Source organism: Algoriphagus sp. AGSA1 (genome assembly GCF_021390545.1).
GTDB lineage: Bacteria > Bacteroidota > Bacteroidia > Cytophagales > Cyclobacteriaceae > Algoriphagus.
Window position 1 is genome coordinate 148,677 of record NZ_JAJUWR010000012.1, and the last position, 20,360, is coordinate 169,036.

Annotated in this window: 18 protein-coding genes; all 18 read right to left on the reverse strand. The window is 37.2% G+C overall.

Features of this window, described 5'->3' with window-relative positions:
- Positions 1 to 5: 5 nt before the first annotated feature.
- On the reverse strand, positions 6 to 839 hold the full coding sequence (locus LZF95_RS11450; RefSeq protein WP_306422321.1) for a polysaccharide biosynthesis/export family protein: 834 nt from the start codon (positions 837 to 839) through the stop codon (positions 6 to 8).
- Positions 840 to 877: 38 nt separating this feature from the next.
- Entirely contained in the window at positions 878 to 2,182 is a 1,305-nt protein-coding gene (locus LZF95_RS11455) for a nucleotide sugar dehydrogenase (RefSeq protein WP_233755133.1), read from the reverse strand.
- Positions 2,183 to 2,450: 268 nt separating this feature from the next.
- A complete protein-coding gene (locus LZF95_RS11460; protein WP_233755134.1) occupies positions 2,451 to 3,866 on the reverse strand; it encodes a capsule assembly Wzi family protein in 1,416 nt (471 codons plus the stop codon).
- A gap of 271 nt (positions 3,867 to 4,137) precedes the next feature.
- Entirely contained in the window at positions 4,138 to 5,403 is a 1,266-nt protein-coding gene (locus LZF95_RS11465; RefSeq protein ID WP_233755135.1) for a hypothetical protein, read from the reverse strand.
- A gap of 215 nt (positions 5,404 to 5,618) precedes the next feature.
- Entirely contained in the window at positions 5,619 to 6,599 is a 981-nt protein-coding gene (locus LZF95_RS11470; protein ID WP_233755136.1) for an NAD(P)-dependent oxidoreductase, read from the reverse strand.
- Entirely contained in the window at positions 6,596 to 7,411 is an 816-nt protein-coding gene (locus tag LZF95_RS11475; RefSeq protein ID WP_233755137.1) for a glycosyltransferase, read from the reverse strand. The genes LZF95_RS11470 and LZF95_RS11475 overlap by 4 nt, the downstream gene beginning before the upstream one ends.
- Positions 7,412 to 7,537: 126 nt before the next feature.
- A complete protein-coding gene (locus LZF95_RS11480; protein WP_233755138.1) occupies positions 7,538 to 9,193 on the reverse strand; it encodes a hypothetical protein in 1,656 nt (551 codons plus the stop codon).
- Between the two features lie 7 nt (positions 9,194 to 9,200).
- Positions 9,201 to 10,109 (reverse strand): glycosyltransferase family 2 protein, encoded by a 909-nt coding sequence (locus LZF95_RS11485; RefSeq protein ID WP_233755139.1) that lies wholly within the window; start codon positions 10,107 to 10,109, stop codon positions 9,201 to 9,203.
- Positions 10,106 to 11,239 carry a hypothetical protein gene (locus LZF95_RS11490; protein ID WP_233755140.1) on the reverse strand — a complete coding sequence of 378 codons (1,134 nt, stop codon included), beginning with the start codon at positions 11,237 to 11,239 and terminating at the stop codon, positions 10,106 to 10,108. Before LZF95_RS11490 ends, LZF95_RS11485 begins: the two co-directional genes overlap by 4 nt.
- The gene (locus LZF95_RS11495; RefSeq protein WP_233755141.1) at positions 11,229 to 12,530 is read right to left on the reverse strand and encodes a hypothetical protein; all 1,302 of its coding nucleotides are present in this window, start codon (positions 12,528 to 12,530) and stop codon (positions 11,229 to 11,231) included. Before LZF95_RS11495 ends, LZF95_RS11490 begins: the two co-directional genes overlap by 11 nt.
- Entirely contained in the window at positions 12,527 to 13,423 is an 897-nt protein-coding gene (locus LZF95_RS11500) for a glycosyltransferase family 2 protein (RefSeq protein WP_233755142.1), read from the reverse strand. Before LZF95_RS11500 ends, LZF95_RS11495 begins: the two co-directional genes overlap by 4 nt.
- Positions 13,424 to 13,465: 42 nt before the next feature.
- Positions 13,466 to 14,560: a Wzz/FepE/Etk N-terminal domain-containing protein gene (locus LZF95_RS11505; RefSeq protein WP_233755143.1), complete on the reverse strand. Its 1,095-nt coding sequence runs from the start codon at positions 14,558 to 14,560 to the stop codon at positions 13,466 to 13,468.
- A gap of 57 nt (positions 14,561 to 14,617) precedes the next feature.
- Entirely contained in the window at positions 14,618 to 15,868 is a 1,251-nt protein-coding gene (locus LZF95_RS11510) for a hypothetical protein (protein ID WP_233755144.1), read from the reverse strand.
- A 75-nt stretch (positions 15,869 to 15,943) separates the two neighbouring features.
- Entirely contained in the window at positions 15,944 to 16,969 is a 1,026-nt protein-coding gene (gene pseI, locus LZF95_RS11515; RefSeq protein ID WP_233755145.1) for a pseudaminic acid synthase, read from the reverse strand.
- A complete protein-coding gene (locus LZF95_RS11520; RefSeq protein ID WP_233755146.1) occupies positions 16,944 to 17,474 on the reverse strand; it encodes a DapH/DapD/GlmU-related protein in 531 nt (176 codons plus the stop codon). The genes pseI and LZF95_RS11520 overlap by 26 nt, the downstream gene beginning before the upstream one ends.
- A 1-nt stretch (position 17,475) precedes the next feature.
- A complete protein-coding gene (locus LZF95_RS11525) occupies positions 17,476 to 18,456 on the reverse strand; it encodes a hypothetical protein (RefSeq protein ID WP_233755147.1) in 981 nt (326 codons plus the stop codon).
- 16 nt (positions 18,457 to 18,472) lie between these two features.
- Positions 18,473 to 19,663: an ATP-grasp domain-containing protein gene (locus tag LZF95_RS11530; RefSeq protein WP_233755148.1), complete on the reverse strand. Its 1,191-nt coding sequence runs from the start codon at positions 19,661 to 19,663 to the stop codon at positions 18,473 to 18,475.
- Entirely contained in the window at positions 19,660 to 20,349 is a 690-nt protein-coding gene (pseF, locus tag LZF95_RS11535) for a pseudaminic acid cytidylyltransferase (protein ID WP_233755149.1), read from the reverse strand. Before pseF ends, LZF95_RS11530 begins: the two co-directional genes overlap by 4 nt.
- Between the last annotated feature and the right edge of the window lie 11 nt (positions 20,350 to 20,360).

Sequence of the window (20,360 nt, forward strand, 5' to 3'; positions counted from 1 at the left end):
ATTAGTTATTTATTTACCAAATTAAGGATCAATGCAATAGCAGTCACCGTCGTGGTAAGAAGTGTCAAAGTCTGTATGAAATTAGTTGTATTTCCGATTTCCCTGACTTTAAGTGGCTCGGCATATAAGACATCATTGGGTTGTATAAAAAAGAACTCAGAAGAAAGTAATTCTTTATCATTTAGGTTTATTCTGTGGATTTGTTGTCCATCAGGATATTGGCGTAATAACACTACCTTATCTCTTTTGGCCAATACCGTAAGGTCTTGAGCTGCAGCAATAGCTTCAAAAATAGTAACCCTATTTTGTAGGATCGTTCTTTTACCTGGGCTATTAAACTCACCAAGGGCTGAATATCTAATTCCTCCAAGTCTCACCCTTACAAAATACTGCCCTTCATTCACATAGTTTATTAATTCCCTTTCAATCAGATTTTTAGCCTCTTTAGTTGTTAACCCTACAAGTTTTATATCTCCCATCAAGGGCAGTTCAATCTCTCCATTTTCATCGATTGTATATCCATTCATGAAAAATGCGTCCCCGCCTGCTTGACCACCCCCTCCTCCGATCATTGCAGCCCCGCCTGCTGCTGCATTTCCTGTGATTTCGAATATTTTATTTAGTTCTTCGCTTGTGGTTTTAATATTCACATCCACAATATCAAAATATTGCATTCTATAGGACTCAAAATTGTAAGGCAATTTCTCTCCAGAAGATGATGTAGGAGAGGCATCTTCTTGCAAATCCTGCATGTACATCATCTGCTTATTTGAGATGCAAGATGTTGAAATTAAAATAAGAAGGATGAAATAGGCGCGATTTGTGTAATATTTTTTCATTAAAATGATGAGTTACATTCTTAGATTTCTAAAGGCCATTATAATCTGGCATCTACCAATTCCTTCTCCAAAACCCCTTTAACATCAAATACTACTTGCTGTTGGGATTTTGCTATCTCAAGAGACTTAAATTCCTTATGTGCCACAGCCAAAATAATAGCAGAATAGCCAGATAAATCGGGAGTCTGGGCCCCTGAGATAATATCAACTCCATATTCGTGCTTCACTTCCTTCTGATTTGCCCACGGGTCATATACATCTACATGAATGTCAAAGGAACATAATTCTTTGTAAATATCAATAACTCTTGTATTTCGGACATCAGGGCAGTCTTCCTTAAATGTAAATCCAAGAATTAAAACTTTCGCATCGATAACCTTAAGATCTTTGCGCATCATGAGCTTGATCACCTCCGTGGCCACATGCTTCCCCATACTGTCATTCAACCTACGGCCAGCAAGGATGATTTCAGGATGATAGCCCATCTCCTGGGCCTTCTGGGCAAGATAAAAAGGATCTACCCCTATGCAATGCCCCCCTACCAGACCAGGTTTGAATTTAAGGAAATTCCATTTGGTTCCAGCTGCTTCCAATACTTCCTGAGTATCTATTCCTAGGAGATTGAATATTTTAGAGAGTTCGTTGACAAAGGCAATATTGATATCCCGCTGGGAATTCTCGATGACCTTCGCCGCCTCAGCCACTTTGATAGAGGAAGCCTTATGAGTCCCCGCCGTTATTACTGTACGGTATAGCTGATCCACAAACTCAGCAATCTCCGGAGTAGAGCCTGATGTGACTTTTAAAATCTTGGCAACGGTATGTTCTTTATCTCCCGGATTGATACGCTCAGGGGAATATCCAGCAAAGAAGTCCTCATTATACTTTAATCCTGAAACCTTCTCCAGTACAGGGACGCACTCTTCTTCAGTAACTCCTGGATATACGGTGGATTCATAAATGACCACATCTCCCTTTTTCAGATACTTCCCGATATTTTCGGAAGCCTTAAGCATAGGCGTGAGTACAGGACGGTTGTGCTTATCTGTAGGTGTAGGAACGGTAACTATATAGACGGTACAATCTGAAAGAGCAACTGAGTCATTGGTAGGCAGTAGCCCCGCACCTGTTGATTCTGACCAATTGTCAATCAAAACACTTTTCAGCAGGTCATTCTCCACCTCAAGGGTGTTATCTATACCGTCAGTTAATTCTCCGACTCTTTTTGTATCAATATCAAAACCGACAGTACGATATTTCTTGGCAAACTCCACAGCGAGCGGAAGTCCAACATACCCAAGGCCGATAATGGCAATTTTCAAATCTTTTAATTCAAAAGTCATAGTTGATATTCTTCAATCAAGATATTGTGTAGAGATGTAACAAATTTGTTTGAAGCCCTCTTATCAAATGAAAGCTTCGCCCTTTCAGTCACAAGGACTTAGCTATGAACCGAGAGATTTTTTTGAAACCAGCTGCTCAGAAGAGCCTACCAAAACAGCCGTTTCACTGTTCCACAGTAACTTGTTCTCCATCAAAAGCGAGTACCAAAATTACTCATTACCATGGAAGCGCAAAACTAACAGAATTTATGTGATTATGAACAGCGAATTATTCTGTCTTGCCTATTCTGTAGATAAGATTCAGGGTGCCATAAAAAGCGAAGGGATTATACCCTTTATGCAAATCTGCAGGCCCTGAGGTCTGCTGGATCCATTGATAATTATAACTTTTTATGAATTGGACTTTCCCACTCAAAATGAGGTTGTTCCATTGCTGATCCCAAAGAAAGCCTAGACTAAGGTCAACCCAAGGTTTTACAAGGGGATTTTGACCGAAGGCTCTGTAATAAAAATCTTGGTTGTTGGCGAGCCTTTCCAACAAAATCCCCCTTTTGTTAAATCCGGAAATCTGGGATATTTCCAAAGTCTGGACATTAGACCCTACTCCGGAACCCACCCCGAGTGCTTGCCCATAATTTGCAAACCCCCTAGCTCTACCATGTGTATGCCAAGTTTGATTCCCATCTAATCCCACATACCTTATATAGCGATTAACAGATTCTTGCTGCTGGGTAATTTCTCCTCTTATCTGAAGATAAGTCTCAGATTTTTGGATCGGAAAAAGTTTCTGAAATCCCAAAATATAGGCTCTTGCATGCTCTGGATTTAAAATAAACTCACGCCAGTTGTATGAATGATCTCTGCGCCCGAATTCAAAATAGAATTCAGCATGAGCTTTCGAAAATAGGTACCTTCCAAAAATAGATATTTGCTGATCTTGCCCCTTTTGGTCATATTCCAATACATTGCCTTCGTCATATAATTTTTGCTTTGTTAAGAACTCAAAAACAGGGAAGTAGTCTGAAAAAGAATCTCCCTTGTCCTCGCTGTATTGCTGGAAAGTACGGGTCATCCCCATGAATAAGCCTGGAATCCACTTAGGTTGATAACTGAAGGAAAATCCATTTAAATAACGCCAATCATTCGACAGTTTCTCGAAATATTTACTGTTGAGACTATCAAACTGGGAAGGCTCAAGACCCGAAGATTCAAGTCTGCCCATTATTATTTGTGCTTCGAAATTTCCAAGAAAAGTTTTTAAAGGCCTGCTTGTATTTAAAGAAAGATGCGGGAATCCTTGGGCATTATTACTTATAGTCAATGCATTAAATTGACCTGGTCCCCACCATATATTCTGAGAAGACGCAGCTAGCTCTACAGGGCCAAGATTTAAACTAACCTTGGATTGTCCCCACCAAAATTTTTTATAGCTTTCTTTACCAAATCTCTCAGGGTAATCCCCATTATTCCAATAAAAAAAACGATCTCTGGTGATAGTTTGGGAATAGGTATCTGGAAAACCTTGGTAGGGGGAATTTTGGGCAAAAACAAATTCAGGCTGAAACTGAATTTTTAGGAATTTCAGCTGTGCAAAAAAACCAGTGGTTATATAATTCTGAAACCCGACATTGGGGATCATAGGCCCATCCCCCCAACCATATGGTCTCTTTGAATTAACAGCCATTGTGTTTCTTATAGGCATCAAAGTAAAAAACACATTAGATTTCTTAACCCAAGCTGGATGACTAAAAGATTCCAAAGAATTAACCATAGTCCCATTTTGCTTCAGCTTTATAGACTGTAGAGGACGGATGTTAAAGGAAATTACGGAGTCGACATCATTCAACAATTGTCCTCTGCGAATGGCTTCCTCTAAAACAGGTTCACCTGCGGGAAGAGTTTGAGAAACAGTATAGGTCTGAAATGAAAAAATTATGAAGATGAGCAGAAAAACTCTATTTATCATATATTCCAATCCAATACAAGCCCCGTTTTCCTTCGTGAACTGAATCAAAGAATACCTTATTTCCAGATTTGTTTAGCCTTGGATGTAAATCGCATCGTGTTTCACCATAATATTCCATTCCTTCGTAAAACTCTCCAAGTTTAGTCAGATTATCATTATTCAAATTGAAATGAAATAAGTCTTTCATTCTGGATTTATTAGGATAGGTGTCAAATACCAAATTATCCTGATATACGCTGGGATGTCCGTCTCCAAACTTATCTATTATATTTTCACCCACGATGGTTTTGGATGCATTATGTATGTTCACTTTATAGTATTTGTCTCCAATTTCAAAATCTCTGAGGTAAGCAATAATCTCATTGTCATTTGCCCAACAACAATGGCTTACCATATCATCATCCGCCAATACTTTAAGTTTGTTTCCTTCAATATCGGATAAAATCAACCTGTCAAATCTTCTACCACTAACCATATACCTGTGCAAAAAAATAAAATGCCTCCCGCTAGGAGAAATCATTATATGATTGACTTTATGGTCAGCAGCATCCATTAATTGATTTGGCTGTAACTCCTTTAAGGAAGATATCTTTATGATCAATTTTTTCTCTCCTGTTGAAAGATCCAAGTAAAAAACACCATCTTCCTGATAGTGAGGAAGATCTGTTTTTTTTTGGTTTCTGTACCCATAATCCGGCCTAAATTTATCCAGCCTGCTGAAATTTAATGTCAGAGCAAATTTCATCTGATAGCAATCATATACTGGTAATGGCCGAATTTTTTCAATGGGAAATCCTGATTCCAAATCAACTATTACAGATTGATAACCGTCTTTTTCACTAAATTTGTTGTAAATAAAATTACGATTATCCAGCCACTGTAATCTTGCCCCTTGTTGCCAGTTAAATGAAACGGTCGAATTTTGATAGGCTAAATTCTTATTCTGGGTATCATAGACAGCCACTTCAATAGGCATCCTAGCATCCGGAAGTGATTTTGTAGACTGATTCTTTACTAGGTGAAAAAGAATATATCGCCCATCTTCTGACTCAGGAGAATGGTCATAGTATCCATAAAAAGTCTCTCCTTCTACTGGTATGGTATGTAGTTCAAAATCACATTGAAAACGATAGTTCTTGCTATATAAAATAGCGTTTAAGAACTGATATCGCCTTTTTACAAAAATTTTTATTCTAGGAAAGCTGTTCAGAAATTCAGCAACAATCCTTTCAGTTTTACTATAATTTGAAGCCATTAAAATACCGAAATATTAGTTAAGGAGTTGATTCTGAATAGATGTTGAATAACAAGAAGTTCCACTAATTTATATTTGCTGCCAAGTACAGCTTTTGATTTTATAATGAGCAAGTAAATATTTATTGGGAATCTCTAACAATGCACTTAGTATTATTCTCTTTACTAATCTGGATGGCAGCCTATTTAAGAGTCACGGACAAAGTTTATACTTCGCTATTCAGTGTAATAAACCTCCTCATCCGGAGATTCCAAAAATTCATGTCTGATAGTACTTTCCAATGCTTCATAAATATTAACCGGAGGGTTAAATCCTGTTTCTGAAACCTTAGTATTAAACATGGTATTTGAACAAAATTTCTTAATTCTAATTGAACTAATAGGTAGTTTTCGGCCGGTAGTTGCGGCGACTAAGTCTAAAAATTTACCCATTGTGTATCCTACAAAATAAGGGATCTTTAAGCCTATCCTTTCCTTTTTTCCCAAGGCCTTGTTCACTTTTAGCACCAGAGTATTCATGTCAAAATCCGGCTTGTCTATATAATTATAAACATGAACCCCTGGACCAAAACCTAGACTAAATTCCAGAAATGCAGCAATATTCTCGACATAGGCCATGGACTTGACATTTTTTCCATTTCCTATCATGATAAATTTACCTGAAGCAATTTGTTTCAAAAGGTTGTAAACATTCCCCCGGTTTTGTTCTCCAAATACTACAGTAGGCCTTAAAACTACCAAACTTCTATTTTCAGGGTCTGCTTCCTGCCATTTACAAAAAACCTTTTCCGCCTCAAACTTGGTCCTTCCGTAATCATTGAAATAATTGATTTCACCTTGCTCATCTGTTCCCAAAGGTGCAAAGCCATAAACAGCCACGGAACTGGTAAATATAATTTTGGAGATCCCTTTGGCCTCAGCCAATTCACAAATCCTTCTAGCCCCATCTATATTTACCTCATCATACAAGCTTTTGGGACTCACATCATCCCGATGTTCTGCAGCCAAATTGATGATGGTTTCCCCATTTACTGCATTCACAAGTGATTCGTAATCTCTAACATCGGCGGTTTGGGTTTTTTCAGGGAAAGAACCACCTACCTTTTTATCAACAATCTGAAAATCAAACCCGTTTTTGTTCAATCGTTTACAAAGTCGAGATCCAATAAATCCAGATCCACCTATGACACTGATCATTTTTTCCTTAGTATATTTTGATAAATAACACCTCTTAATTTGTTGGGAATCAATCTCACAAAACCCCTAACCAGTAGGTTGGAAAGCATTTCATACCTATTGATTAAGCCCAACTTTAAAAACTGCTTTTGAAGCTTGATTTCATACCCAAAATACCCACTTCCTCCTCTTCTTTCCAACATTTTTATTCCGGCCCGTGCATTAACCAGATACTCGGGAATATTTTGAAAAATATATCCTTTCATCAACATATTCGCCCAAAGAATATAATCCTGTGCAAACTTAAAAACTGGGTCATAATTCCCCGAATCTAACACAGCACTTTTTCTAAAAACTACGGTCATATGGTTCATAGGATTCCGCCTTTTGGCATATTCCAAAATCTCCTCATGCTGAACTGGTAGCTCCCGATAAGCATAAATCTCCAGAGGATCTGACTCGAATTCACTGATCCAACTCCCCACGACATCGAGTTTTGGGTGGGACTCAAATAGGGAAATTTGCTTTTCGAACCTTTGTGGAATACAAATATCATCAGCATCAATTCGGGCAATCAATTCATACTTACAGGATTTGACTCCCAAATTCAAAGCAAATCCAAGACCTTTATTATCTGGTAATTGAATAGCTTCAATAGCTAATTCATCTTTGTAGCTTTCTATGACCAGGTCAAGTTCCTCAGTAAGAGGCCCGTCTTTGACAAGAATCAGCTCATCTGCCTTTCTTTTTTGATGGATGAGGCTTTCAAAACAAGTCTTTAGTTCCTCTGGATCATCTTTAAAATAGCAAGACATCAAACACGAAAACTTCATACCTACTTCACTTTGAGGGTGCACTCTCTCTGGTTTTTTTCTCAATTTAACTATCTCAGTATTTACCGTCTTTTCAGACAAATTTTATGTAAAAAAACTCCCTAATGAAATTATCTGGAAGTAAACTCAAAGTTTCAAATATAAACTTCCGCCGCTTTCCAACTCCAGCACTTTCCCATCTGGGTAGCTGAGGGTACCTTTCTTTTCTGAAAGATTTACTGCCATCAAATAAACCTCTCCTTCATATTTCCAAGCTTTGCAGTTAATCCCTTCATCCTTTATCAAACCCGGGATTTCATAAACTTGATTTGCAAGAATAACTGGAATTATGGCTTCGAATTCTCTTGATATTTTGGAAATTTTGCCCCATTGCTTTTGGTAGACTTCCTCCCCAAAATTTACCTTACCAGATGCTGTGTCAAACCATAAAAGATGATAGGCATAAAACATCACTCCCCTGGCACCATTGATGACAGTTTGGAAAAGCATATTTCTAATTTCAGAATCTGAGGGACTTTTATAATCTTCCGGCTGATACTTTTGGAAGTACCCTTTATTGAAAATCTGAACCACTCCCCAAACTCCCTGGTCCCCTCCGGCCTGCTGCACCGTATAGTTTGTTCTTTCTCCTACCAGCCCAAGGTTAGGCGAAGTATTTTTCTTCCCTATGGGGTAAGGATCCATTCCCATCACGTCCGAAATTCCTTTCAAATAAGGAACCATCTCCTTTTTATTCGCTACTTGATAAACCAAATGTTTCCCGTCTTTCTCTTGAATTATATCATATGTTTTTCGAGCTTCTATCACGTGGCTAAGAGAGATCTCGTCACCGGTGTACCAAGCCAGTAAAGCTGGGCTCGATTGTAATTCTTGCACCAACTCACCAATTCGTTGTGAGGCTATTTGTCCGGATTTTGGGTAAAAACTTTCATTGCCGTCATACATGTTGGACAAGCTATAAATAGAATTCAAACCTACATTTTCAAGCAGTTTCAAATAGGCCCGCCCATCTTTTCTATCTCCGTGCAAATAGGACAATACCGTGTTAAACCCTGCTGATTTAATTTGATTAAAGTGATGTTCCTGATTGTCCCAAAGGCCCTGTTTTTGGGCTTTTCCAAGATAAATACCAAATGGAAATATCCTCTGCCCATCCTTGATAGTAAACCCTTCCTCATCTATATACGATCCTTTGTCAATTTTCTTTTTTTTACTAATTATATCCAATTCACCAGAATAGGGTCGAACCAATACATCATCAAACCAAGCGGTCCCTGTATTTCCTCTGACTATATACAGGCTTATTGCTATTTTTCTGGCCTTTGGTGGGACCTTGAAAAGACCTTGAACCTGAGTCCAATCAAAGGTACCTGAAGGTGTAGGCGGATTGGATCCACCTAGGGATTTTTCAGCTCCATCATAGGCATGTAAATAAATTCCAGCCCCTTTATCGCCAAATTTTGCAGGCATGATATTCTTTCCTTTTACCCATGCAGAAAACTCCAATAATTCACCACCCTTCACAGGCACATGGGTTACTATTACTTTATAATTGTCAGGGTCAGAATTTGAATATTTGAGGCTTGCTTTCCCTCCATGCTTGATGCTTTCATCGAGGGTTGCTGTACGAATGACCCAGTTTTTACTTCCTTGCTCAAACCCAGGATTAGGAGCCAAGTTGCCTTTTTGTCCAAAGCTACTTATAGGTAAAAAGATTAATAATAAGAAACAAGCCAGGTATCCCCAGTTCCTTTTTCCACTCTTTGATAATAAAAAATTCATAGCGTGTCTATTTAAGGTGCATCAATGCTTTTTTCCCGACATCTGTCAAAAAACCTATCCATTCAACCAAACTTAATTTGGCTTTAAAAGCTCCCTTAAAAAAGCCCGACAAGTTTTTATTCCACAAAGCTACTTTTGCAATTTCGAGGGCATTGTTTTTATAAATTAACTTTTGTTGTTCGGCACTAAGCTCAGAAATAATCGGTTCAAACTTACTCAAAAACATCTCCTTCGTTTCCACGATCTTTTGATTGGATGGGATATGGGATCTGTCCTCTATATTCAACACAGTCAAATATTCATTCAGCATCGCTCCATTATATTCTCTGAAATAACGGACCATAAATTCTACATCCTGATTTCTTCGAAACCTCTCATCAAAACCACCCATGCCTAAGAACACATCTGTGTATATCAAGAGTGTTGAGGTGTAGAAGCTGACATCCAAAGCTAATAATTCCACCATGTAATTCTCCTTTTTCTTGGGTTCCTGGCGGTCAATTTCCTCCCCATATTTCCGCCTGATCACCAAGCAAGAGCTGGATTTGATGGTCTGATCTTCTCTTGCTTTTTGCTGGAGAAACTCCACTTGCCTAGCCACTCGAGCCGGCTCATATTCATCATCATCATCCAAAAATGTCAAAAACTCTCCTTTTGCAGCTTTCGCTCCGGTGTTTCTCGCCACTCCCCCTCCACAATTTTCTTCATGTATAATATACTCAATTGATGCCTTTTCCTGAAAAGTGGATATCACCTTTGCAGTTTCCAATTGAACCGCATCGTCCTTCCCATTATCATCCACTACGATCAATTCGATGGATGGATAATTTTGATTTAAAACGCTTTCAATTGATTTTACTAAAAACTTTGGTCTCCCGTGGGTGGGAATGATTACCGAAACTAATCCTTGAATCATGAATTTTTGATTTGATGCGAAAAAGCCATAGATATCTGATCAATGATCAATTGAAGCTTCATAGCCCTTGCATTTTGAATAGCATTTTGTGTCAAAACCTGCAAGTCAATCTCACCAGTATAAACCTTCAACAAAAGGGATTTCAAATCCATAAAATCCTCAAAAGTCAGTGTCTGATTTTGAATGGTTTTCATTTGTCGAAAGGAAGCTGGTAGGATTCCGACTTTTGCTTTATTATACATCAACAGGACAATACCTGTTTCTTTGGAAACGCCATAGGTCTCCAATTGTCCATTATTGGTTATGTACTCTGGATGGAAATATGAAAACAACAAATGTGCCTCACGAATTTCTTTTTCAAATTCTTCTTGAGGAATAAATCCCTTCCAATACCGGATCATATATCCTTGGGATTGTAGGGCCTCTGCCTCGATCAAGATCTTTTGACCATAAGTCCCATCTGGCTTGCCCAATAACACGAGTTCAACTTTCTCTTTGAGAGCCTCGGTAGCTACGACCTCCAGTAATTCCAAATAATTCCTCCTATCTGAAATCATTCCGGGAACTACCAAACGAATCCTGTTTCCATGAGAATACAATTCTTCAGAAAGGTCGGTTTTAGGGTTGAAATCATCGTAGCGGAAAGGAATTAAGCCCACGTTTTTCACCCTAAGTTCCTTCTTGGAATATTCCAACATATTTTCCCCTGCAACGGCAAAATAACTAATCTGCTTACGGACTTTTTGCGTCATCACATGTTTGGCAAAAGGCACTAGGCTTGTCGGAATCCGTGGACGAAACCAAGTATTACAATTGTGAACCAACAATAAGGTAGGCTTTCCTATTTTATGGGATGAAAAAGAATAGAGCTCCCTCAAGGAATAAAGCTGATCTAGAATTACAAAATCCGATTCATTCAATTTTTCAAAAACTCCTTGTGGGGTAAAGCGAGTATTCCAAATAGTCTGTTCTAAAATGATCCTTTCTTTAGGAAAAACATACTGCTCAAGCCCATCTGCCAAAAACAAAAGCACTTGGGCATTCATTTTATCAAGTGCTTTCAATACTATTTCCAATAGACTCCCATGGTTCCTATTTGAAAAGTAAAGTGAAACTATCTTATTCTGCATCAAATGTTTTTGTCCTATGGTTAAAAAGGGAGAAAATTAATAATAGCAGGTAACCTTTGAGAAATGCCGATGAATTTAGAATATCTCCTTTCATTTGGACCACGAAAAACGTGACAAGTAGCGTTAAAATCGTTGCTTTAAAAAGTGAATCTTTCACATTCACAATTCTATTTAGTGAAAAATTGATCAACGTGAAGTAGGCAAGTACCGACAGAGCGATACCCCCGAAATAAATATATCGTATATAGCCTAAGTCAGACCTAACCGATGAGTGTGGATTGTCAAAAACAACCATTCCTTCTCCGAACCATATTTGAGACCATCTTGAAGGAAGGTGAATATGCTCTCGAAACATAATTGAGAGCGTTTTGGACTCCATCAAATTCCCTGACATTGCACCGATCCCTCCCATGACTCCTTCCACTATCCAAATCAGTGATTCCATTTTCTCTGGATTCATCAAGAAATAAACACCTATAAAACCAAGGAACGCAATAAATATCAAAAATAATCCGGATAGCTTTTGAAGCCATTTTAGATCATCATAATAGAAACTAAGTAAGAAAATAACCCCAAAAAATATGGGGATGACCAGAATAGAAATCCGGGCATTAATGATCAATGAAATAAGAATAAAAGGGTAATAAAGCAGGTATTTCTTTTTGGAAGTTTTGATGAACAAAATTGAGTTCAGTACAAAAACAAGCCCCTGAAACAAAGGTGCAGAGAAATAATAATCATTGGATATTCCAAAGCCTCGATAAGCTTGAGTTTCGAGTTTTTCGGATGGTAGTTCTATGAAAAAATTAAAGACCATTTCCTTCAGATCCGGAACCAAAAACATAAGCGTGGCCATTATGGCCTGTGCTACACCCACTTTGACTAATAAATCCAAAAAATCATCTGTGCAATACTCAAGGTCAAACCCAAAAACCAATACGAAAACCGGAAGGACTAGCACAATATCCAATAGTAATCTGATGTAGGTGAGTAAAAAGGTCTTATCAAATTCGGAATCCGCAATAAGGGGAATCAAAAGTATATAGAGGACGCAGGATAAAAAAAAGATCAGGTAAGTCAGAAAGGTCTTGTGCTGAAATATAACCAACAACCTCCCCAAATTAGTACCATAGCATAGATAGCCAAATGCCAAAACGATTACTACATAGGAAAGATTGACCGGAAAGAATAAAAACTTTGGAGTATAAATAAATAGGAAAAGCATGATCACTGAAATCCGATTCAGCAGCTTATAGTCAATCTCTGATTTATTGATACCCCAAGTGTTCATGTCTTTCCCTCCTTGAATAGGAATCTCCCTACCCTTTTGTAGGTATATTTATAGTTGAAAAATGATGGGTTTTTCAACAATGAGTAGCCCAGTTTGAGCATTTTCTGCATTGGAGATTCATTCTCAAAACTCAATAACAGCAGGTTCAATTTTTCTTTTACAAAAAACCCGGAAATATTTATGCCCTTACTTTTATACTTTTCAAGAAGTTGATTCAATGCAGCTATTCTCTTTTCATGATTTTTTGAAACCCTTGAATTATCATGCTGGATAAAATAAAGTAAAGGTTTCTCTATGCGAAAAAATAACCCATCAGGCTTTGTTTGCGTCAAGTTGAACCAAGCATCCCAGTCCTGAAAAGACGTTAAGTTTTCATCGAAAAGCTCCCAGGAAATATCATTTTTGATAGTAACTGAACTAGTCGTAGAAATGGAAAATGCCCCACTAGAAATGGCGGTGAAAATATCTCCTTTCAAAATGGCGTTTGATTTAAACAGATCCGGGCGATCTGAGCTAGGCCAGGACTTATAATAATCTGAATAAACCAAAAAGGCTTGCTGCTCATCATGAACCTTTAGATGTTCTTCCAGTTTATTGGGAAACCAAGTATCATCATCATCCAAAAATGCAATAAACCGACCTTGTGCAAATCGTACCCCTTGGTTTCTCCAATGATTGGCTCCACATGATTTTTCAGAAGGGAAAAATTGAAACCGGGGATTATGAATTCTCTGGAGCAATTCCTCCACTTTAGGATTATCTGCCGGAAAATCGTTAAAAACAAGACACTCGTAATTGGTAAGTGACTGCTTCAAAACACTATCTATCGCGAGTTTTAATTCTTCAAGCCTCTTGTAGGTAACGATAATTACCGAAAAATCGGGTTGCTTCAATGCGTACTTATATAAATTTGACTCATTTTAATCAATTGAAAATCAATTAATTATAACTAAAATAGACTTTTTGATCAAAACAAAACTCACTCCAACCAAGAGCCCAAAGAAAATACAGATAACCATGATCTTGAGTATATTCGGGGAGTAATAACTAGTAGGGATCTGCACTGGCTCAATAATGGCAATGGGGTCTTGAATATTTTGTGATTGGATGCTCACTTGCTCTCTCTGCTGAAGGAGAGAATTATAAATATTGAATGCAAAAGAAATCTCATTTTCCAATCTCTGCTCCTCAATTTTGTCCACAGACCTAATCAAATTGAAGTTTTGATCCCGGAATTTTGCAAGAGAATTCATTGCTTTTTCGTATTCCCCTCTTTTCTCAACAATTTGTTTATCTAGCTGGCCTATACTAGTACTGTCTTTCTGCCCTTGATATTTCCTAGTAATGAAAATTAAGTCCGATACAATTTTTTGCAATACTTCTGCCCCAACATCAGGATCTTGAAGGTCTAAGGAGATAGTGATCAAGCCATTCTGCATATCTATTGAATAATAAATTCTCTCACTAAAATCCTTGACTATTTTCTTACTTGCTACTTTCAAGATAGAATTAGTGAAAATCGGAGAATTGGAAGTATCCGACAAAGACATGGTATCGAGTTCCACTAATTGAACATCTGTGACTTCACTTGATTTAAACCATCTAAATTTTACTAAATTCTCAACCTTATCACCAAAAGATGGCTCACTATGAAAACGGAAATAATCTATCAGAGCCATACTTTGCCCTAGGTTAGGAAATTCAAACTCTGTTTTTAATATTTTTTCAAGGAATGGACTACTTCGGATTATAGGCTCATATACATTAGAGGACAAGGAGCGTTCCTTCCCATCCATTCTTCCAATATTGATGCCTGCCAAGCTCGCAAGACCACTGATTCCGGAGCCTGAGCTATTAACTTCGGGCAAAAGGACTACTCTCGACGAATATTCCTTAGGACTCAATATATAATATATTAATCCCATTGAAATAAAAATTGATAGTGAGATTATTAAAGTTATTTTAGACCTATAGATAGCCCTCAAAACGTTAATTACACTTATTTTATCTTCACTTTCAAACTTCTTCATTCATCAATTATTAAGACTTATTAATAAAAACACAATCAAATTATATCATGCAAGACACTAATTAATACTATAGTTTTTTTTAAGAATACTAACTATCTGCTTCTCTACAGAATAATCAAAATCTGATTCAACAGAAGCATCATAGTACTTTGTTTTCCTTCTAGGATGAACAGCTGAAAAATCATATTTTGTAATAAAATCTATCAATTCCTTATAATTATTCATATAATTTGCTACACCATAACTTATAAAACCATAGTAGTCATTTAAATGTGATTGATATTCCCCAAAAGAATACTGTACTGGAACTACATTTGATAATGCTGCCTCTAACAAAATCGAAGAATTTCCCGCTATTAGCAAATCAACTTTTAAAAGAAAGTTAATACTACTTTCAATATTACTATTTGAGATTATTATTTTATCAATAATATCTGTTTGCTTTGAGAAAAGTTCTCGTTTATCTCTAGGATGTGGCCTAACTACGATTTTCTTAATATTTGGTTCCATAGAAAGTGAACTAACCAAAAACCGGATCTTGTCGAGGTTATCTAGCTCATTATACGCAATACCTACAATTGAAATCTCTCCAACATTAGCTTTCTCTTTGATTTCATGTTTAAATATGTCGAATTTATGGTTTCCTACAAGGTAAGTATCCCCACGTGAACATGATTTTGTCTTATAGATCATGTTACTATACTTACCGTAGAGAAAAGATGCAGTAAAATTTAAAGGGGGAAATCGATTAGAAACACTTGCGTGCTGAAAATAGAATATTGGAATTGTCAATAATTGTGCTGCTTGAATTAATCCTCGTGATTTAGGTTCATGATCATTTGAAATGAAAATAGCACTGGGCGCATTATCTTTGAAAAAGCAATAATGATCCTCGTCTCGATTATAATACTTTAATATGCTCAAATAGCTTTTTATTCCATATTTATTATTTATTGATAAATAAAGTAAAAATAGATACTTTCCTAAAATTGTTGAATCTTTCAAATAATCAAATATACCTATCAGCTCATCATTCACTGGAGATTTGGCAGAGGTCACAAATAGAACATCATAATGGTTCTTCAGAAACTTTAATGCCTCATAATTATTAGTTGTATCTACATATGCTATTTTTTTATTTCGGAAATCCGGAATCTCTTTAGTTTTCTCTCTTGAAAAAAATTTAAGAATGTCAAAAAAAATAAATTTTGATACTGTGTATAGAAAATGAGGAATTTCATTCAGATTTAACCTTCTACTTTTACCTGTAATAAATAGATTGAATAAATCAATTTTCTTCTCAAACATCCTCGAAAAGAGTTAGCTACAGTCAATGAAAAATTCCAATGTGATCTTATACACCTTTTCTAACAGGACTAAAATCTATTTGAAATAGGAAAATTTAATGGGTTGACCTTTTGACAAATCAACAACAGCCTCTTTACCAATAATTTGATTATAATATATAGGTGAAATTCCGTTGCCTGGTCTGACTGACCTTATGTGAGATTTTGTAAATAATTCTCCCTTTTTTATATCCTGCGCCAAGAATAAGGATCTTCTTCTCAGTTTAGATTCTGGACTTACTTGATAAGTTATCTGACCCAAAGATGCCTCAGCCTCTCTTATTGCTATTACCATATCCGCAAATTCATGCGGTTCCATGGAAAATCCAGAATCAGGGCCTCCTAAAGTCCTGTCTAAAATAAAATGCTTCTCAACTACTGAAGCTCCCAAAGACACTGCCACTATCGGTATTGTGCTTCCCATGCTATGATCAGACACCCCAACTTTAACACCGAAAGTATCTCTGAGGTTGGGAATTGTCAATAAATTAGCTTGATCTGCTGTAGCAGGATACTCAGAAGTGCATTTTAAAAGAGTAATATCTTCATTCCCAACTTTTCTACATATATTAACAGCACGCTCAATATCCACTAATTCCGCTACTCCTGTAGAAATTATCATAGGTTTCTTTTTGGAAGCTGTATATTCTATCAATGGGATATCGGTAATCTCAAATGAGGCAATTTTATACCTGCTTACTCCCATTTTTTCCAGAAAATCAACAGCTTCAAAATCAAAAGGCGAACTAAAAAACTCCAACCCCAAATCCTCTGCTACCATTTTTAATCTAGGCTGCCATTCGTAAGGCATTGCCCCTTCTTTAAACACATCATAGGGCTTTTGGCCTTTCCATAACCCCTGCTTTCTGGGACCAAAATATTCATTATCAACGTTTAAGGTTAATGAATCAGCTGTGTATGTTTGTACTTTGACCGCATTAGCTCCACACTTCGCCATTTCTTCAATGGTTCTAACGGCTATTTCATAGTCATTACCATGATTGGCAGACATTTCAGCAATTATAAATGTGCCTTTACTACTCATATTTTTTTTTGTAATCATACATGTTCCCTATCACTTTTGCGGGCACTCCTCCAATAACTTGCCCATCTTCAAAACTGTTCGTTACTACTGATCCAGCAGCAACTAAACAGGACTTTCCAATAGAAACACCAGCTGTAATTGAAGAAAGTGCTCCTATCCATGTACCGTAACCAATCCTTATTTTCTCCCCCTTGTAGCCGCCAAACCTAAAACTATTTCCCTTCATCAAATGATTTGAAGCAGTAATAGACACAAAATTCCCTATTAATACCTCGTCCTCTAATTCAATTTCTCCTTGCCCTAAGTAAGAATTAAAACCTATATAGACATTATCTCCAACAACCAAACCCTTGGGATTAAAGATAAATGCTTGACTGCCTAATTTAAAATTCTTCCCACAAGCTCTCAAATAAGGCTCCAACAATTTCCCCCTTGATCTATCACCATCGGGTCCATCGACAATGAATAAGTTCAAAATTTTAATTTTAAACCGTGACCATTTGGTCATTTTTTTAGGTCTCATCCTACAGATTCTTATAAATCAATTCAAAAATTCGCTCGACACCTTTTCCGTCAAATAGCTTTCTCATCCGTCTGGACATCTGTAGTCTATAATGGTAGTTTTCCATTAATTCAATTACTGCTTGTTGGATTTGCATTTCACTCAACTCATGAACAATACCCAGATTCATCCCCACTTCCGCATGAGTAAGTTCTTCAGTTATTTTAAACTGAGTTTCATGGATAGCTATAGCGATAAAAGGAGTTTGAGCCATACAGGTTTCATATCTAGTAAGTCCCCCATTTAAAAGAACTACGTCGCTATTTAACATCAGCTTCGCCATTGATGATACCTTGTTGTGTAAATGAATATTACTTTTATCCTTGATTAATTCCTTTATTTCTTCGTAGTAAGAATTGATAGGAGATAAAACAACTTCAATAAAATAGTCAAGGTTAACCACAGCCTTTAAACATAAATAAGTGATGTTTAGTGGATCAGTACCTCCCATCGTTATCAATAAACGTGTTGCCTCTTTCTTCACTTCTTTATCCAATCCAAGAAATTCTTCACGAAAAGTAAAATATGCCGGACCTGAAAAGACTTGAATCCCTCCCTTTTCTAAGTGGCCCACTGGCAGTACAGAAGGAAAAAAAGTTAAGTGCTCATACCTTTTGTTCATTTCAAAAAAAAACAAAGTAAATGATACAATGAGCAACTTATCACGTAAACTTTTAATCCAGCTCAATTGGTTAAACTCTTCTTCTATTAAGTCGATCAAAACAATTTGAAAATCACAAAGATCTAAACCCGCTTGCTGAATACTTTCTGAATAAAAATCTTCCACTTTAATAACTTCCCCAATAATTTGTAGTTCTGGGATAAAGCTATTAGTGGATTTAGTCATAAATGTAATGCTATCGCCACGTTGGGAGACAGCGTAATTAGCTAGCAAAATCCCCCTTGCTACATGACCATATCCAATCTCTTTGTTTCCGTTCAAAACGAAGAGTATCCTATTATTCAATTACAGAAAATTTAATTTGATCTAAGATTTCTCTTGCATTTTCTTCGGCCTCAGATACAGATTCCCCTAGGCATATAACTTTTCCAATTCTATCAGTTCCCTTTCGAAGTTTACTTACTTTATCGCCTTTTGCCACAGTGAGCTCCACCTCTAAACATGCCTTAAGGTTCTCTTCTTTAGGAAAGTCTATAGCCTTAATTACCCCATCCACTTCAGAAGAAACAATAAAGGCAGCAACCGGTTGATTCTTAACAATATCCAGAGAAAGAGGCTGACCCAAAGCCGACTTAATTGTTTCTTTGACCCAATTTAGTCCTGTGTGATAGTAAACAAGCTCCGGCAGACAGGTAGCCCCTATTCGAGCGCCAATTTCAATCACCTTCATTTTACCAGTTCTTTCATCTAGTATGAGATCTACATTACTTGGTCCTGACGATATACCTAATGCCTCAATAGCTTTTGCGATATCCTCTTTAATACCTTCTACCTCCGATTCATCCATTTGTATGAATGGAAAAGAATGACCTACAGGAATCATAAATGGAGGAGGCGAAATTATATCATTATGCAAAAGCACAAGTTTACAAATACCATTCTCAGAAAAAGTCTGGGCACCAAGCTCTAACCCTTTAATATACTCTTCCACCAGCAGTTCCTCTCCTTTGGTATGCAGAAACGCTTCATCAATTGCCTCTGAAAGCCCTTCAGAGTTATTCACTTTCACCACGCCTCTACTCCCAGAGCTGTCGGGAGCTTTAACTATCAATGGAAAGCCAATTAGTTTACTGGCTTCAAGTGCTTGCTGTAAATCTTTAATAACTGAAAACCTTGGCTGATTACATTGGTATTTCTCTAACCTTTTTCTCATCCTGATTTTGTTGCTGCAATCTAAAGCAGTCTCTAATGAAACCCCAGCTAATCCCAATGTATCATTTACATAACCAATTGTCGGAACAGGGGAATCACTTTGCAGGGTCAGCAATCCATCTATTTGGTGTTTTTTCGCAATGGTTAAAACACCCTCAAAATCGGTCGTATCTACGGTATACGCGTAATCAGCAATCGGCATTCCAGGAGCGTCAGCTCGCTGGTCTACTGCGACCACCTTTAGCCCCATTTCTTTTGCTATTTTTATTGCTGGTAGTTGGCCAAAACCTGCCCCAACTATTAAAACTGTCTTCATTCAAAAATCATTTGATATTTAAGCTCGGCAATCTTCCAATCATCCATATTATCTATATCCTGAGCTTCTTGTGGTGATATTACAACAGCGCCCTTTTTCACTGATCTCAGCCGATAAGCAAGTTTAAACCAATAAAATTGGCCCGCATCATAAAAAGTAGGCACTAAATCCTGAGATCTTGTAAGGGCATAGCCTTCATTCTGCCACGTAATAAATCCATGCTTATCCAACAGTAAAGCCCGTTGAATAGGATAAGGATATTCCACTATAGGCCGAACAGAATCGAAAGGACCTGAAATCAATTTATTAAACCCTTCAATAAGTTTTTTTTGCTGGATTAAAGGAGCAGTAGGCAAAATACAGCAACCATATAAGTACTCTGAAGGTAATGCATACCGATCAAGCACCTCATCCACCACATCTGCAAGGGTTGAGTAATCATCTGAAGTCTGGCAGGATCTCAAAAACGGCACTGTGGCACCATACTTTTTAGCCACATCTGCAATCTCTTCATCATCGGTAGATACCATCACCTCATCAAAAAGCCCTGAGTTAAGTGCAGCTTCTATAGAGTATGCAATAATTGGTTTTCCCAAAAAGTCCTTAATATTCTTTCTCGGAATTCGCTTACTTCCTCCCCTGGCAGGAATAATGCAAAGCCTTTTCTCCAAAGTTGATTCAGACACTAATTCTAAAT

Bases quoted from the DNA above. Each gene is read 5' to 3' on its own strand.
- LZF95_RS11450 (WP_306422321.1), bottom strand. From the start codon at position 839: ATGAAAAAATATTACACAAATCGCGCCTATTTCATCCTTCTTATTTTA.
- LZF95_RS11455 (WP_233755133.1), bottom strand. From the start codon at position 2,182: ATGACTTTTGAATTAAAAGATTTGAAAATTGCCATTATCGGCCTTGGG.
- LZF95_RS11485 (WP_233755139.1), bottom strand. From the start codon at position 10,109: ATGATTCAAGGATTAGTTTCGGTAATCATTCCCACCCACGGGAGACCA.
- LZF95_RS11495 (WP_233755141.1), bottom strand. From the start codon at position 12,530: ATGAACACTTGGGGTATCAATAAATCAGAGATTGACTATAAGCTGCTG.
- LZF95_RS11520 (WP_233755146.1), bottom strand. From the start codon at position 17,474: ATGAGACCTAAAAAAATGACCAAATGGTCACGGTTTAAAATTAAAATT.
- LZF95_RS11505 (WP_233755143.1), bottom strand. From the start codon at position 14,560: ATGAAGAAGTTTGAAAGTGAAGATAAAATAAGTGTAATTAACGTTTTG.
- LZF95_RS11480 (WP_233755138.1), bottom strand. From the start codon at position 9,193: ATGAATTTTTTATTATCAAAGAGTGGAAAAAGGAACTGGGGATACCTG.
- LZF95_RS11530 (WP_233755148.1), bottom strand. From the start codon at position 19,663: ATGAAGACAGTTTTAATAGTTGGGGCAGGTTTTGGCCAACTACCAGCA.
- pseI (WP_233755145.1), bottom strand. From the start codon at position 16,969: ATGATTACAAAAAAAAATATGAGTAGTAAAGGCACATTTATAATTGCT.
- LZF95_RS11460 (WP_233755134.1), bottom strand. From the start codon at position 3,866: ATGGCTGTTAATTCAAAGAGACCATATGGTTGGGGGGATGGGCCTATG.
- LZF95_RS11490 (WP_233755140.1), bottom strand. From the start codon at position 11,239: ATGCAGAATAAGATAGTTTCACTTTACTTTTCAAATAGGAACCATGGG.
- LZF95_RS11510 (WP_233755144.1), bottom strand. From the start codon at position 15,868: ATGTTTGAGAAGAAAATTGATTTATTCAATCTATTTATTACAGGTAAA.
- LZF95_RS11465 (WP_233755135.1), bottom strand. From the start codon at position 5,403: ATGGCTTCAAATTATAGTAAAACTGAAAGGATTGTTGCTGAATTTCTG.
- LZF95_RS11475 (WP_233755137.1), bottom strand. From the start codon at position 7,411: ATGAAGTTTTCGTGTTTGATGTCTTGCTATTTTAAAGATGATCCAGAG.
- LZF95_RS11470 (WP_233755136.1), bottom strand. From the start codon at position 6,599: ATGATCAGTGTCATAGGTGGATCTGGATTTATTGGATCTCGACTTTGT.